This is a genomic window from Maribacter algicola, assembly GCF_003933245.1.
Lineage (GTDB): Bacteria > Bacteroidota > Bacteroidia > Flavobacteriales > Flavobacteriaceae > Maribacter > Maribacter algicola.
Map to the genome: position 1 here is coordinate 1,483,864 of NZ_QUSX01000001.1, position 13,566 is coordinate 1,497,429.

The 13,566-nt window shown below is 39.8% G+C and carries 15 protein-coding genes; 10 read left to right on the forward strand and 5 right to left on the reverse strand.

Going from position 1 to position 13,566, the window contains the following annotated elements; translation table 11 throughout:
• Positions 1 to 47 precede the first annotated feature (47 nt).
• A complete protein-coding gene (locus DZC72_RS06190) occupies positions 48 to 656 on the forward strand; it encodes a superoxide dismutase (RefSeq protein ID WP_125221980.1) in 609 nt (202 codons plus the stop codon).
• Positions 657 to 1,302: 646 nt separating this feature from the next.
• Here the strand turns inward: DZC72_RS06190 and DZC72_RS06195 are convergent.
• The 4 genes from DZC72_RS06195 to purN form a co-directional block, all read right to left on the reverse strand.
• Positions 1,303 to 3,201 (reverse strand): amidophosphoribosyltransferase, encoded by a 1,899-nt coding sequence (locus DZC72_RS06195; protein WP_125221981.1) that lies wholly within the window; start codon positions 3,199 to 3,201, stop codon positions 1,303 to 1,305.
• A 41-nt stretch (positions 3,202 to 3,242) separates the two neighbouring features.
• Positions 3,243 to 4,169 (reverse strand): PfkB family carbohydrate kinase, encoded by a 927-nt coding sequence (locus tag DZC72_RS06200; RefSeq protein WP_125221982.1) that lies wholly within the window; start codon positions 4,167 to 4,169, stop codon positions 3,243 to 3,245.
• A 90-nt stretch (positions 4,170 to 4,259) separates the two neighbouring features.
• Positions 4,260 to 4,895 carry a ribonuclease H1 domain-containing protein gene (locus tag DZC72_RS06205; protein ID WP_125221983.1) on the reverse strand — a complete coding sequence of 212 codons (636 nt, stop codon included), beginning with the start codon at positions 4,893 to 4,895 and terminating at the stop codon, positions 4,260 to 4,262.
• Complete coding sequence (gene purN / locus DZC72_RS06210; protein ID WP_125221984.1) at positions 4,895 to 5,464, reverse strand: phosphoribosylglycinamide formyltransferase; 570 nt, start codon at positions 5,462 to 5,464, stop codon at positions 4,895 to 4,897. The genes DZC72_RS06205 and purN overlap by 1 nt, the downstream gene beginning before the upstream one ends.
• Before the next feature lie 258 nt (positions 5,465 to 5,722).
• On the opposite strand from purN, the gene DZC72_RS06215 reads away from it, so the two are divergent.
• The 6 genes from DZC72_RS06215 (at position 5,723) to DZC72_RS06240 (ending at position 10,761) form a co-directional block, all read left to right on the forward strand.
• The gene (locus tag DZC72_RS06215; protein ID WP_047247024.1) at positions 5,723 to 5,956 is read left to right on the forward strand and encodes an acyl carrier protein; all 234 of its coding nucleotides are present in this window, start codon (positions 5,723 to 5,725) and stop codon (positions 5,954 to 5,956) included.
• A gap of 107 nt (positions 5,957 to 6,063) precedes the next feature.
• Positions 6,064 to 7,314, forward strand: a complete 1,251-nt coding sequence (fabF, locus tag DZC72_RS06220; RefSeq protein WP_125221985.1) for a beta-ketoacyl-ACP synthase II — start codon at positions 6,064 to 6,066, stop codon at positions 7,312 to 7,314.
• A 7-nt stretch (positions 7,315 to 7,321) separates the two neighbouring features.
• Positions 7,322 to 8,053: a ribonuclease III gene (gene rnc, locus DZC72_RS06225; RefSeq protein ID WP_125221986.1), complete on the forward strand. Its 732-nt coding sequence runs from the start codon at positions 7,322 to 7,324 to the stop codon at positions 8,051 to 8,053.
• A gap of 117 nt (positions 8,054 to 8,170) precedes the next feature.
• Positions 8,171 to 8,638, forward strand: coding sequence for an IPExxxVDY family protein (locus DZC72_RS06230; protein WP_125221987.1), 468 nt, complete (start codon positions 8,171 to 8,173; stop codon positions 8,636 to 8,638).
• A gap of 2 nt (positions 8,639 to 8,640) precedes the next feature.
• Positions 8,641 to 10,083, forward strand: coding sequence for a pyruvate kinase (pyk, locus tag DZC72_RS06235; RefSeq protein WP_125221988.1), 1,443 nt, complete (start codon positions 8,641 to 8,643; stop codon positions 10,081 to 10,083).
• A gap of 246 nt (positions 10,084 to 10,329) precedes the next feature.
• The gene (locus DZC72_RS06240) at positions 10,330 to 10,761 is read left to right on the forward strand and encodes a COG2426 family protein (protein ID WP_207891733.1); all 432 of its coding nucleotides are present in this window, start codon (positions 10,330 to 10,332) and stop codon (positions 10,759 to 10,761) included.
• 35 nt (positions 10,762 to 10,796) lie between these two features.
• On the opposite strand, the gene dinB is transcribed toward DZC72_RS06240, so the two are convergent.
• A complete protein-coding gene (dinB, locus tag DZC72_RS06245; RefSeq protein WP_125221990.1) occupies positions 10,797 to 11,900 on the reverse strand; it encodes a DNA polymerase IV in 1,104 nt (367 codons plus the stop codon).
• A 28-nt stretch (positions 11,901 to 11,928) separates the two neighbouring features.
• Here dinB and DZC72_RS06250 point away from each other — a divergent pair, with 28 nt between their 5' ends.
• From DZC72_RS06250 to DZC72_RS06260, 3 genes are read left to right on the forward strand one after another with little or no spacing between them, the layout of a single operon-like run.
• A complete protein-coding gene (locus DZC72_RS06250) occupies positions 11,929 to 12,600 on the forward strand; it encodes an NAD(P)H-binding protein (RefSeq protein ID WP_125221991.1) in 672 nt (223 codons plus the stop codon).
• On the forward strand, positions 12,593 to 13,060 hold the full coding sequence (locus DZC72_RS06255) for a CYTH domain-containing protein (protein WP_125221992.1): 468 nt from the start codon (positions 12,593 to 12,595) through the stop codon (positions 13,058 to 13,060). The genes DZC72_RS06250 and DZC72_RS06255 overlap by 8 nt, the downstream gene beginning before the upstream one ends.
• A 1-nt stretch (position 13,061) precedes the next feature.
• Positions 13,062 to 13,547, forward strand: a complete 486-nt coding sequence (locus DZC72_RS06260) for a YciI family protein (protein ID WP_125221993.1) — start codon at positions 13,062 to 13,064, stop codon at positions 13,545 to 13,547.
• Positions 13,548 to 13,566: the final 19 nt, after the last annotated feature.

The window sequence follows — 13,566 nt, forward strand, 5'->3', positions numbered from 1 at the left end:
ATCCTTAAATTTGGGATATTAATATTAATCTTAAAAACAAATAAATTATGGCTTTTCAATTACCGAATTTGCCCTATGCATATGATGCCCTGGAACCTCATATAGATGCGAGGACAATGGAAATACATCATACTAAACATCATAATGGGTATACTTCAAAGCTAAATGCAGCAATTGAAGGAACAGACCTGGATGGCAAATCAATTGAGGATATTTTATCCAATCTGGATATGAACAATATGGGAGTCCGTAATAATGGAGGAGGTTTTTTTAACCACTCTTTATTTTGGACGATACTTTCCCCAAATGGAGGAGGAAAACCTTCTGGAGATTTAGCAAAAGCAATTGATGGTGCTTTTGGTTCCTTTGAAGGTTTTAAAGATAAATTCAGTGATGCAGCGGGATCTAGATTTGGATCTGGTTGGGCCTGGCTATGTGTCCATAAAGGAGGTAAAGTGGATATTTGTTCCACACCTAATCAGGATACACCCATAATGCCCGGTGTAGGTTGTGGGGGATATCCTATTTTGGGATTGGATGTGTGGGAACATGCATATTACCTAAACTACCAAAACAAGCGTCCGGATTATATCAATGCATTTTTCAATATCATAAATTGGGACGAGGTTTCAAAATTGTACGAAGCCAATAAATAGTCCCAAAGGAATACAGAAGTAAAATTAAGAACCATTTATAGAGAAATCTGTAAGTGGTTTTTTTGTTGATATAATAGAAAAGGGCGGAGAAAACTCCACCCTTTTCGTCCCAAATCTTACCATAAACTTAACCTACTTATGCTATGGCAAGACTAAATTACTGGTATTGTGGGAAATAAAAAAAGAAATGTTAAAAAATTTTCTTTTCTCCTTACTAGAGACCTGATTTCTTGAACGGTATGTAATTGATATGTGGTCAAAATAAAAAAGGCGGAGCATAGCTCCACCTTTTTTCCCCAAATCTTACCATGAACTTAACCTACTTATGCTATGGTCCTCCAAAGATATATCTAAAGAAGGTCCAAATAAAAAGGAATTAGTTGAACGGCCCAAACCTTAGTTGAAATGCCAAAGTTGTATTATTATCCTACAGCAAGGGAAAGTCGGATAATTTGGAAATGACAGGAAATAAAAAAGGTGGAGAATTCTCCACCTTTTTTGCCCCAAATCTTACCATGAACTTAACCTACTTATGCTATGGCAAGCTTAAAAGTAAGGTTAGTGCTACCTGAACAACCATTACATCGATGAAATGCATTTTTCGTCGATGAAACGCACAGTTATTAGGTTGAAAGAATCTTTTCCATCAATAAGCCCTTTCGTTCTTTCCCTCGTAAAAATTAATAAAAGCTCTATTAACGACCCTATTTCCTCCCGGTGTTGGATAGTTGCCGGTAAAATACCAATCACCCAAATTTTTAGGACAGGCTTGGTGAAGACTGCCAATACCTTGATAGATTATTTGAACTTCTGCTTTAATATCACTGGGGCTTAACAGTTCACCAATCTTCTTGGAAATCTGGTCCGCACTATAGGGAGCATAAATTTCCTTTACATAATTGATAATATCCTTGTCCCTTGTTGTAACCTGTTCGACACATTTTTTATATACTGCCTCTATAATATGCCATGTGTTATTTTCCTCATGAAGTGCCAAAGCCGCCCTAAAGGCTATAAAGTCCTCAAGTTTGGCCATATCGATCCCATAGCAGTCCGGGTATCTAATCTGTGGTGCCGAAGAAACCACAATTATTTTTTTAGGTAAAAGCCTATCAAGTATTTTGAGGATACTTTTCTTTAAAGTTGTACCTCTAACGATACTATCGTCTATAATCACTAAATTATCACCCTGTTTGACGGACCCATAGGAAATATCATATACATGGGCCACTAAATCATCCCTACTATCATCCTGTGTAATAAAGGTTCTAAGTTTGGCATCCTTAATGGCAACTTTTTCTATTCTGGGCCTTACCTCTAGAATTTCATGTAACTCTTCACTTGTAATATTGGCACCTATGGAAAGAATCTGTTCTTCTTTTTTCTTGTTAAGATAATTTTGAGCCTCTTTGACCATTCCAAAGAAAGATGTTTCCGCTGTGTTAGGGATATAAGAGAAAACTGTATTTTTAAGATCATGGTCTATGGCCTTGAGGATTTGTGGAAACACCAATTTTCCTAGCATTTTTCGCTCTTGGTAAATTTCTTTGTCACTTCCCCTGGAGAAATAAATACGTTCAAAGGAACAAGCCTTTCGCTCCCTAGGCTCCAAAATTTGCTTAATTCTAGTAGTACCGTTCTTTTTTACAATAATGGCATTTCCAGGTTCCAATTCCATTACTTCCTCAAAAGGAACATTAAAAACCGTTTGAATGGCCGGTCTTTCCGAAGCCACCACAACTATTTCATCATCCTTATAGTAATAAGCGGGTCTTATACCGGCGGGATCTCTTAGTACAAATGCATCTCCATGTCCCAGTAGTCCGGCCATGGCAAAGCCGCCATCAAAATTCTTGGCCGCCCGTTTCAATATTTTTGAGACTTTTAATCTTTCAGCTATAATAGGCGACGCCTCCTGCTTACTGAAGCCTTCCTTTTTGATCTGCTTATAAAGTTTGGCAACGGCGTCGTCCAAGAAGTGACCTATTTTTTCCATAACGGTCACTGTATCGGCCATTTCCTTTGGGTGCTGTCCCAATTGAACCAAATTATCGAATAGCTCGTGAACATTGGTAAGGTTAAAATTACCAGCCACGATGAGGTTCCTGTGCATCCAGTTATTTTGCCTTAAGAATGGATGGACACTTTCTATACTATTTTTCCCAAATGTTCCATAACGGACATGGCCCAACAACAACTCCCCTATATATGGAATGTTCTTTTTTTGAAGCCTTACGTCATTCTCATACTCCGGATGGTCCTTAAGCTCCTTATTGATTCTTTCATTGATTTGGGCAAAAATATCCTGTATAGGCTGTTGCTGGCAGGAACGAACTCTGCTCATATACCGTTGCCCTGCCTCTACATCCAACTTAATGCTCGCAAAACCGGCACCATCCTGTCCTCGGTTATGTTGCTTTTCCATCATGAGGTACATTTTGTTTACCCCATAAAAGGCCGAGCCATATTTTTCCTTATAATATTCAAGAGGCTTGAGTAGTCTGATTACCGAGATGCCACACTCGTGTTTTATTGCGTCACTCATTGGTGTACATATTAAAAAAACCCCAAGAGTGGGGCAGAGGATTATTGTAATTCAATTTCAAACTGTGTAAGTGCTTTAAACTGATGTAACCTACTATTGATCTCTTCCCTACTGAGGTCCAACATCCGTTCTGTTCCAAATTTTTCTACGGAGAACGACGCGAGGTTGGAGCCATGTATGACGGCTTTTTTCAAATTATCAAAGGAAACATCCTCCGAAGCTGCCAAATAGCCAGAAAAGCCTCCGGCAAAGGTGTCGCCGGCTCCTGTGGGGTCAAAAACATCCTCCAAGGGAAGGGCCGGGGCAAAAAACACTTGTTCCTCATGAAAAAGCAACGCTCCATGTTCGCCCTTTTTAATGACAACGTAGTCGGGACCCATTTGAAATATCTTCTGGGCTGCCTTTACCAAGGAATATTCACCGGTTAATTGCCTAGCTTCCTCATCGTTAATGGTTAGAACGTCTATTTTTTTAATAACCTCTGTCAACTCGGGTAAAGTATGGTTCATCCAAAAATTCATCGTATCCAATATGATGAGCTTTGGTCGTTTTTCCATTTGATCAATTACACTCATCTGGATATTTGGGTGCAAATTTCCCAACATAACAACATCTGAGTCCTTATAATCATTTGGAACCAAAGGCTTGAAATCGGCCAACACATTTAGCTCGGTTACCAAAGTATCCCTAGAATTAAGGTCGTTGTGATATTTGCCTTTCCAAAAAAAAGTTTTACCTCCCTTTACTTTCTCAAGTGCGGAAATGTCTATGTTCCTATCCTCTAACAGATCTAGGTATGCTTTGGGAAAGTCTTCACCTACTACTGAAACGATGGCGGCATCAACGTTAAACTGTGAAGCTGCCAAACCTATAAAAGTAGCGGCCCCCCCCAAAATTTTGTCCGTTTTGCCAAAAGGGGTTTCAATGGCATCGAATGCTACCGTTCCTACTATCAAAAGCTTGCCCATACCGTAGTTGAAAATGAAGTTGCAAATATAATGATTTGCCGAGGGAATTGTAGTTGCTAGGCCGGTACAATTTTGAATAGTTATCAAAAATTACTTTCTACCAAAATCAGCGGGAATTTCTCCCCAAGCCTTGGTTTCCCATTTTACAATGGGGGTATTGTACGAATTTGTTTCAAGCCATTTTTCTGCCCTACGGATAAGGTCGAACAATGCTTTGTTCTTTGGGTTTTCGGGTAAATTGGTGTTGCATTTTTTCTTTCGCACCCAACTTATCGCTGTGCGGGAATCCGTATAAATTATTCGATCACTATTTCGGTCTTTAAGAAATGCAAGTCCATGAACAATGGCCAAAAACTCTCCAATATTATTCGTTCCTTGCTCAAAGGGGCCTTGTTTGAAGAATTTTTTCTTGGTTTTAGTATCAACACCTTGGTACTCCATGATACCTGGGTTGCCGCTGGAAGCTGCATCCACAGAGATGGAATGAAAGTTGGGTTGGCCTATTTTTAAAAGCGCTTCAGGCGAAAGTTGGGATTCGCCCTTTTTCTTGCCTTTATATTCTTCATAGTTTCCGTTATAGGCTTTTTTCGCAAGCTGGAACGTAGCAAATGATTTGTACTCCGCTCCTTTTACTCCGTCTATAGCGGCCTTACAATCTTCCCATGTCTCATAAATGCCAGGTCTTTTACCCTTCCAAACCACATAGAATTTTTTCCTTTTTCCCATTAGGACAATAGGTCTTCAATTACTTTTGGAAAATGTTCATACTCCAATTGGTGCACTTTTCTTGCGATATCTTCTGCCGAATCGCTTTCAGAAACGTTGGTCCTAAATTGTTTTATAACCGCACCTTCATCATAATTGGCATTTACATAATGAATTGTAATGCCCGTTTCCGTTTCCTTATTTTCCTTGACCTCATTATGTACGTTCATACCATACATTCCTTTCCCCCCGTATTTTGGCAATAGGGCCGGGTGGATGTTGACAACCTTATTGGGAAATGCATCGATGATGTTTTCTGGAATTTTCAATAGAAACCCCGCCAAAACAATCAAGTCCGGATCAAAACTCGTAAGGATGTTCAAAACACAATCACTTTTTACAAAGGCATGTTTATTGAAATAAAGCGCGTCAATATCCAGGCGATTACATCGATCCAGAACATGGGCATCGCGTTTATTGGTCAGAACGGCCTTTATGCCAATAGTAGGGTGCTCCCCAAAGTAATTGGCAATGTTTTCGACATTGGTACCGGATCCTGATGCAAAAAGGACAATTTGTTTAGTTTTCAAAGGACAATATGGTTTGGTTTATATAAAGGTCGTGCCTAATAACTCAGGCAAAAGAAATCAGAAATTAAATAAACGGCAAAGATTTGTTTTAAAACAACGTTGAAAAATAGGTATAACAAGATGAAATTTTCTATTATGAAATCCCCGCGCATGAATTTTATTTTCTTAAATTACCTTACATTTTAACGACAATTAGTGTTATTAAACCAAAGTTTTTTATTTTTGCCTTCAATTTAAATTTTTAAAACCAATATTATTATGTCAGACATTGCATCAAGAGTTAAAGCTATCATTGTTGATAAATTAGGAGTTGACGAAAACGAAGTGGTATCAGAGGCTAGCTTTACCAACGATTTAGGGGCAGATTCATTGGATACCGTTGAGTTGATTATGGAGTTCGAAAAAGAATTCGATATTCAAATCCCTGATGACCAAGCTGAGAATATCGCAACAGTTGGCCAAGCCATAAGCTATATAGAAGAAGCAAAGTAATTTGATGATTTCTTAAACAGAATTTAAATTATCCATGTGGTAAACGCTCCGCATGGATAATTTTTTTTAATTTACCTTCGGTTTATTCTAAACTAAAAATAAGTTCAATGCAATTAAAGCGAGTTGTAGTTACCGGATTGGGTGCACTTACCCCAATAGGTAACAATATTGAGGAGTATTGGAACGGTCTTGTAAATGGTAAAAGTGGATCCGCCCCCATAACATATTATGATACTGAAAAATTTAAGGTAAAATTCGCCTGCGAACTAAAAAATTACAATACAGAGGATTATTTTGACCGAAAGGAAGGTCGCAAGCTCGATAGGTTTGCACAATATGCGTTAATATCCTCGGATGAGGCCATTAGAGATTCCAAGCTGGACCTGGATAAACTGGATAAGTTTAGGGTAGGAGTTATTTGGGGTGCAGGTATTGGTGGTCTTGAAACGTTCCAAAATGAAGTAATGAATTTTGCCCTAGGAGATGGAACTCCAAGGTTCAATCCGTTCTTTATTCCAAAAATGATTGCAGACATTGCACCTGGTCATATTTCCATCAAACATGGTTTCATGGGGCCGAATTATACCACGGTTTCTGCATGTGCATCTTCTGCGAACGCCTTGATAGACGCACTTAACTATATTCGTTTGGGCCATTGCGATGTAATCGTATCAGGTGGCAGTGAGGCGGCGGTCACCATTGCCGGCATGGGTGGGTTCGGTGCCATGCACGCATTGTCTACCCGTAATGAAAGTCCGGAAACAGCCTCCAGACCGTTTGATGCAACTAGGGATGGTTTTGTTCTTGGTGAAGGGGCGGGTGCTTTGATTCTTGAGGAGTATGAACATGCGAAAGCAAGAGGAGCTAAAATATACGCTGAGGTAGCTGGCGGTGGTCTTTCCAGTGATGCCTACCACATGACCGCACCGCATCCTGATGGCATTGGTGTTGTAAGGGTGATGGAAAATTGCTTGCGAGATGCAGGAATGGGTATAGAAGAGGTAGATGCCATCAATACCCATGGTACTTCTACACCTTTGGGTGACGTTGCTGAATTAAAGGCTATTTCAGAGGTGTTTGGAGAACATGCCAAGAATATAAACATCAACTCTACCAAATCCATGACAGGACATCTTTTGGGTGCAGCGGGGGCGATAGAGGCCATTGCCTCAATTTTGGCCATGGAGCATGGAATAGTACCACCTACCATAAATCATACAACGGTAGATGAAAACATAGACCCAAGTTTAAACTTGACTCTCAACAAGGCCCAAAAAAGGGATGTAAGGGTGGCCATGAGCAACACCTTTGGTTTTGGCGGTCATAACGCTTGTGTGGTCTTTAAAAAAATAGATTAAAAACTATATGACCTTTCCTAAAAATATATTCAATTCCCATTCTAAACAGGATGGGGATTTTTTTTTAGGTTTAAAAAGGATATTGGGTTTTGCGCCCAAGCGTTTGGATTACTATAAAAAGGCCTTTCTGCACAGGTCCATGAACCAAAAGGACGGGAATGGAAACCCAATGAATTACGAACGATTGGAGTTCTTGGGCGATTCTATGTTGGGAACAATTATTTCCAAACATTTGTATAACGAAGTTCCCGAAGGTGATGAAGGATATCTTACAAAAATGAGGTCCAAAATAGTAAGTAGGGAGCACCTAAATGAACTGGGTAAGGACTTGGAATTGATTAGTTATGTAGAAAGCAGGATTCCAAAATCCCACTTTGGCGAAAATATCCACGGGAACGTTTTTGAGGCACTGGTAGGGGCTATTTATCTGGATAGGGGTTATAAATATTGTGAAAAATTCATAAAGAAAAGAGTCATTGAGCCATATGTGGATATAGAACAGTTGGAAGGTAAAGTCATTAGCTATAAAAGTCTAATTATTGAATGGTGCCAAAAGCAAAAGAAATCCTTTAATTTTAATGTGTACGATGACACTGGAAACGATTCGTTAAAGCACTTTGCAGTAAAACTTTCCATAGACAATAATGTAGTGGCAAAAGCTAGGGCCACCTCCAAAAAAAAGGCCGAGGAAAGAGCTTCCAAAAGGGCTTTTTTTGCCCTTCAGGATAAAATGAAGTAGAAACGTTATAATTGCAACAAAACGCTAACGTTTTCGTAACCATTACCCCATCTTAAAACTTATTTGCCTGTTAGGCTTTATACTTTAATAGTTCTATATTTACCGTTTTGAGCGCATATGTCGGCAGTATATAAAATAAAAGATGATTATTTTGATGATTCCTTTCTTTTAGTCGCATTGCATAGCAGCTTAGAGGATTATGCCATTGCCTATGGCTTAAATAGTGTCTTAAGGGCAAAGTTTAAAAGGAGCCGAGCCGATTTTGATTTATCGGATAGCAGATGCTTTCCCTACTACGAGTGGGAAGACGAATATAATTATAGGTATTGGGTTTTGGTTTCCAACCATAGCTCAAAACAGGAATTGGTGAACAATAATGATTTATTTCAATATGAAACAACCTATTCCAGACCTCGTTTAATTCCAGAACTTAAGGAGGTGGATTATTTCCTAAAAATCGAAGAGGATGAGGAGACGATGGACGCAGATACGATAATTAAAACCCTTTTGGGCAACCCTAAAATTATGGCGGCCTACGAGGTGGATGTGAACAAACTAAAATCTAGAAACAATTTAATTTTTTAATAATGTCAAGCAACAAAAAGACAAAGATCGTAGCAACTTTAGGTCCCGCTACAAGTAAGAAAGATGTGCTAAGGAGCATGATGCTGGCAGGAGTGGATGTCTTTAGGATAAATTTTTCGCACGCAGATTATAATGATGTAAAGGAACGTGTTGATCTTATACGCGAATTAAACGAGGAGTTGGAAACCAATACGGCCATTTTGGCCGATTTGCAGGGTCCCAAACTTAGGGTTGGGGTTATGTCCGGTGAAGTTGTAGTGAGCCCGGGGGACGAACTTACCTTTGTGACCGGAGAGCCTTTTGAGGGTACCGCTGAAAGGGTATTTATGAATTACAAGGAATTCCCAAGAGACGTAAAGGCGGGTGAGAGAATCCTATTGGATGACGGTAAATTAATTTTTGAAGTCGTTTCCACGAACGGGGAATCTGAGGTCAAGGCCAAGGTAATCCAAGGAGGACCTTTAAAGTCCAAAAAGGGCGTAAACCTTCCTAATACCAATATTTCCTTGCCGGCACTTACCAAAAAGGATATTAAGGATGCTGAATTTGCCATATCGCTTGAGGTGGATTGGATTGCCTTATCCTTCGTAAGGTTTAGCCAGGATTTGATTGACCTACAAAATATTATAAAGCAGCATTCCCAACATAAGATTCCAATTATCGCCAAAATAGAAAAGCCGGAAGCCGTTGAGAATATTGATAAAATTGTTGCCTACTGTGATGGCCTTATGGTAGCTAGGGGAGACTTGGGGGTTGAAGTTCCTGCCCAAGAGGTTCCCTTGATTCAAAAGAAATTGGTTCTTAGAGCCAAAAAAGCACGGATTCCGGTTATTATCGCTACCCAGATGATGGAAACCATGATTACGAGCCTTACCCCTACCAGAGCGGAAGTTAACGACGTTGCCAACTCGGTAATGGACGGTGCGGATGCCGTAATGTTATCGGGTGAGACTTCCGTTGGAAACTATCCGGTGCAGGTCATCGAAAAAATGGCAAGCATTCTTAGAAGCGTTGAATCATCGGAACTGATAAAAGTACCACACGAACCACCGCACGTAAGGACCAATCGGTACATCACAAAGTCTATATGCTATCATGCCGCCTTAATGGCCAATGAAATCAAGGCCAAGGCCATATCGACATTGACCAATAGCGGTTACACCGCATTTCAAATTTCGGCATGGAGGCCTAGTGCCCATATTTTAGTGTTCACTTCCAATAAACGGATCCTTACTCAATTGAATTTATTATGGGGCGTAAAGGCGTTTTATTATGATAAATTTGTCTCCACGGACCAAACGATCGAGGATGTGAACGGTATCGCTTGCAAAAAAGGTTATTTGGAGGTGGGCGACATGTTGGTGAGTTTGGCGGCCATGCCTATCAAGGCAAAGGGTATGGTAAACACGTTGAGGGTTACGGAAATTGAAACCTGTAATTTTTAAGGAACAATAAAATAATACCGTTTCAAAGACCTGATGAATTCATCAGGTCTTTTTTTACTTTATAGGTATTTCATTTACAGATAGAATAATTATCCTCTTGACACAATCTTAGGAGGATCGTTGAATTTGTATCGACCCTTAACTTTAGTTCTTTTTTATGAATTGGAATAGGTGCCTTAATCACAAGGATGACTAGCTTCGTAGACCTAAAGTAAACTGTTTGTGATACTTGATTTTCTTTTGGCAATGTTGTGGAGTTTTTCCCCTTTTGGAGAAGCCAAGGTAGGGATACCTTACGGTGTGCTTAAAGGGTTGGACATCTACGCCGTATTTATTTTTTGCTTTTTGGCGAATGTCCTTGTTTTTCCCATGATGATGTTTTTTTTAGATAAAGTCAATGTTTATTTTACACGTTGGCGCTTCTATAAAAAATCCGCTTTATTCGTTGCAAGAAGGGCAAAAATGGGTTCTGGCGATAAAATCAAAAAATTTGGTTTTTTTGGGTTGATGTTCTTCGTAATGATACCACTCCCGGGTACTGGTGTTTATGCAGGTAGCATAGCTGCTTATCTATTCAAAATTGAAAGGCAAAAGGCTTTTTGGGCCAATACTATCGGTATTTTTTTCTCCTCTGTCATTGTATGGTTGGCTACCCTTGCCTCCATGCAGGTAATTTAGCTTGACCCTTATAATAAAGAACCTTTAAAGGAAAACTAAAAATCAAACTTAAGCTGATAGGAAACGGTCTCATTCTCTTTTTTGGGCCGCTCCTTTTTTTCCGTATTTAAATTGGCTAAAGAAATACCCAAAAGCCTTACAGAGTTCTGTAACTTTTCTTGGTACAACAATTCTTTTGCCGTTTCCAAGATCAGTTTTTGGTCCGAAATAAAATAGGAGAGGGTCTTGCTTCGCGTGTTCAAGGTGAAGTCACTGTACTTTATCTTTAAGGTTACCGTTTTACCCGCTATTTTGGTTTTTTTAAGACGTTTCTCCAATTCGTTGGCAATATGTTCCAAACGTTCCAACATAAAAATTTCACTGCTTAAATTTTCGTTGAACGTACGTTCCGCCCCAACGGATTTGGGTATTCTTTGGGGTTTAACCGGACTGTTATGTACGCCCCTGACCACATTATAGTAATAACTTCCGCTCTTTCCAAAATACTCTTCCAAAAACGCCTCGGATTTGGTTTTTAGATCTTTTCCCGTAAAAATTCCTAAACGGTACATCTTATCTGCCGTAACCTTCCCAACCCCGTAAAATTTGCGTATTTCCAGATCCTCCAAAAACGTTTGTACTTCTTCTGGGTTAACCGTCTTCTGACCATTTGGCTTGTTTACGTCACTTGCCACTTTGGCGATGAATTTGTTTATGGAAATACCTGCAGAGGCATTAAGACCGGTTTCTTGTAAAATTCTGTGCCTGATTTCTTTTGCAATGAGCGTTGCCGAAGGATTTCCTTTCTTGTTTATGGTAACGTCCAAATAGGCCTCGTCCAACGATAATGGCTCCACTAAATCTGTATAGTCATAAAAAATAGAACGGATCTGTTTGGAAATTTCCTTATAACGATCAAAACGGGCTTTTACAAAAATAAGTTCAGGGCAGTTCCGTTTGGCCAAAATGCTGCTCATGGCACTCCTAACCCCAAATTTCCTTGCTTCATAACTAGCTGCGGATACGACCCCCCTTTCAGAACTACCGCCTACGGCGATCGGTTTGCCCCTAAGTTCTGGGTTGTCCAATTGTTCAACGGATGCATAGAAAGCATCCATATCCACATGGATAATTTTTCGTAATGGAAATTCATTGGACATCCTGTAAAATTAAGGTATATTTAATTTGATGGAGCGACACAAAAAATCGGCTATTATACTTGGGGCCACAGGGCTCACCGGCAGTACTCTTTTACAATTACTTTTAGAAGATTCCCGGTATGAAACAATAAAATTGTTTTCAAGAAAACCTGTAAATATATCCTCGGATAAAATAGAGGAGCATCTTGGGGATGTGCTGGATTTGGGGCATTTTAAACCTGTATTTAAGGCCGATGAGGTTTTCTGCTGTATTGGTACCACCAAATCAAAAACGCCCGATAGGGAACTATACCGAAAAATAGATTTTGGAATCCCTGTAGAGGCAGCTCGAATGTGCAAAGCCAATGGCATTGATACCTTTATGGTTATTTCAGCAATGGGGGCAGACCCAAATAGTACTATTTTTTACAATAGGGTAAAGGGGGAAATGGAAGATGCGGTATTAAAAATGGGCATATCGAAGACCTATATTTTACAGCCTTCCTTAATTTCCGGACCACGGGAAGAACGACGTCCCGGCGAGTGGCTGGCAAAGCAATTATTCAAGGTTTTGAATGTATTTATGGTGGGGCCATTGAAAAAGTATCGGTCCATTCATCCCAAGGAAATAGCGATATGTATGCTGAAATTGGCCAATGGTGAAGAAGCAAGCGGAAGAATTACTTCGGATGAAATAAAAATAATCGCAAGTCATGATTGAGATTGAACGTAAATTTTTGGTCAAGTCCATGCATTTTGTGGACAATGCGGTTTCAAGTACCAAAATCATTCAAGGATTTTTGAACACACACCCTGAAAGGACCGTGAGGATACGCATAAAAGGGGAGAAGGGTTTTTTAACGGTTAAGGGAAAATCGAACGAAACCGGGACCACCCGTTTTGAATGGGAGACCGAAATAGCGCATATCGATGCCCAAAAGTTGCTCCAACTATGTGAGAAGGGCGTTTTGGATAAGACAAGGTATTTAGTGCCTTTTGAGGGTCACAATTTTGAAGTCGACGTATTCCAAGGGGAGAACAAGGGCCTTATTTTGGCAGAAATCGAACTCACCACTGAAAGTGAACTATTCCAAAAGCCCCAATGGTTGGGGGAGGAAGTCACCGGAGATATTAAATATTACAATTCACAATTAAGTAAACAACCCTTTAATACCTGGTAATATGAAAATGATTTTACCTTTATTTCTTACCGTGCTTGTCTCTTGCGGGAATCCAAAATTGGATAGGGAAATACACTCCAAAAATAATGAACCGAGCAAAACCAGGGCAGAAATTAAGAAAGAACTGATCGATAAGGGCTATGAAGTCTTTGATTATATCGATGAGGAAACCAAAGATACGGTGTTGATGCAGCAATACTTCATTGCATTTTTAAAATCAGGGCCAAATAGAAGTCAGTCCAAGAAGGAGGCTGATAGTCTCCAATCCCTTCATTTAGGGCATTTAGGGCGTATGTATGAATTGGGCTATGCAGATATTTCAGGACCATTTGGGGATAATGGGGACATTAGGGGCATTACCATCTATAACACACCAACCTATGAAATAGCAGATAGCCTTGCCCACATGGACCCTATGGTCAAGGCGGGTAGATTGGTGATAGAAATACACCCATGGTGGGCGGCCAAGGGATTTCACTTAAGATAGCATCCTATATCTACCTTAA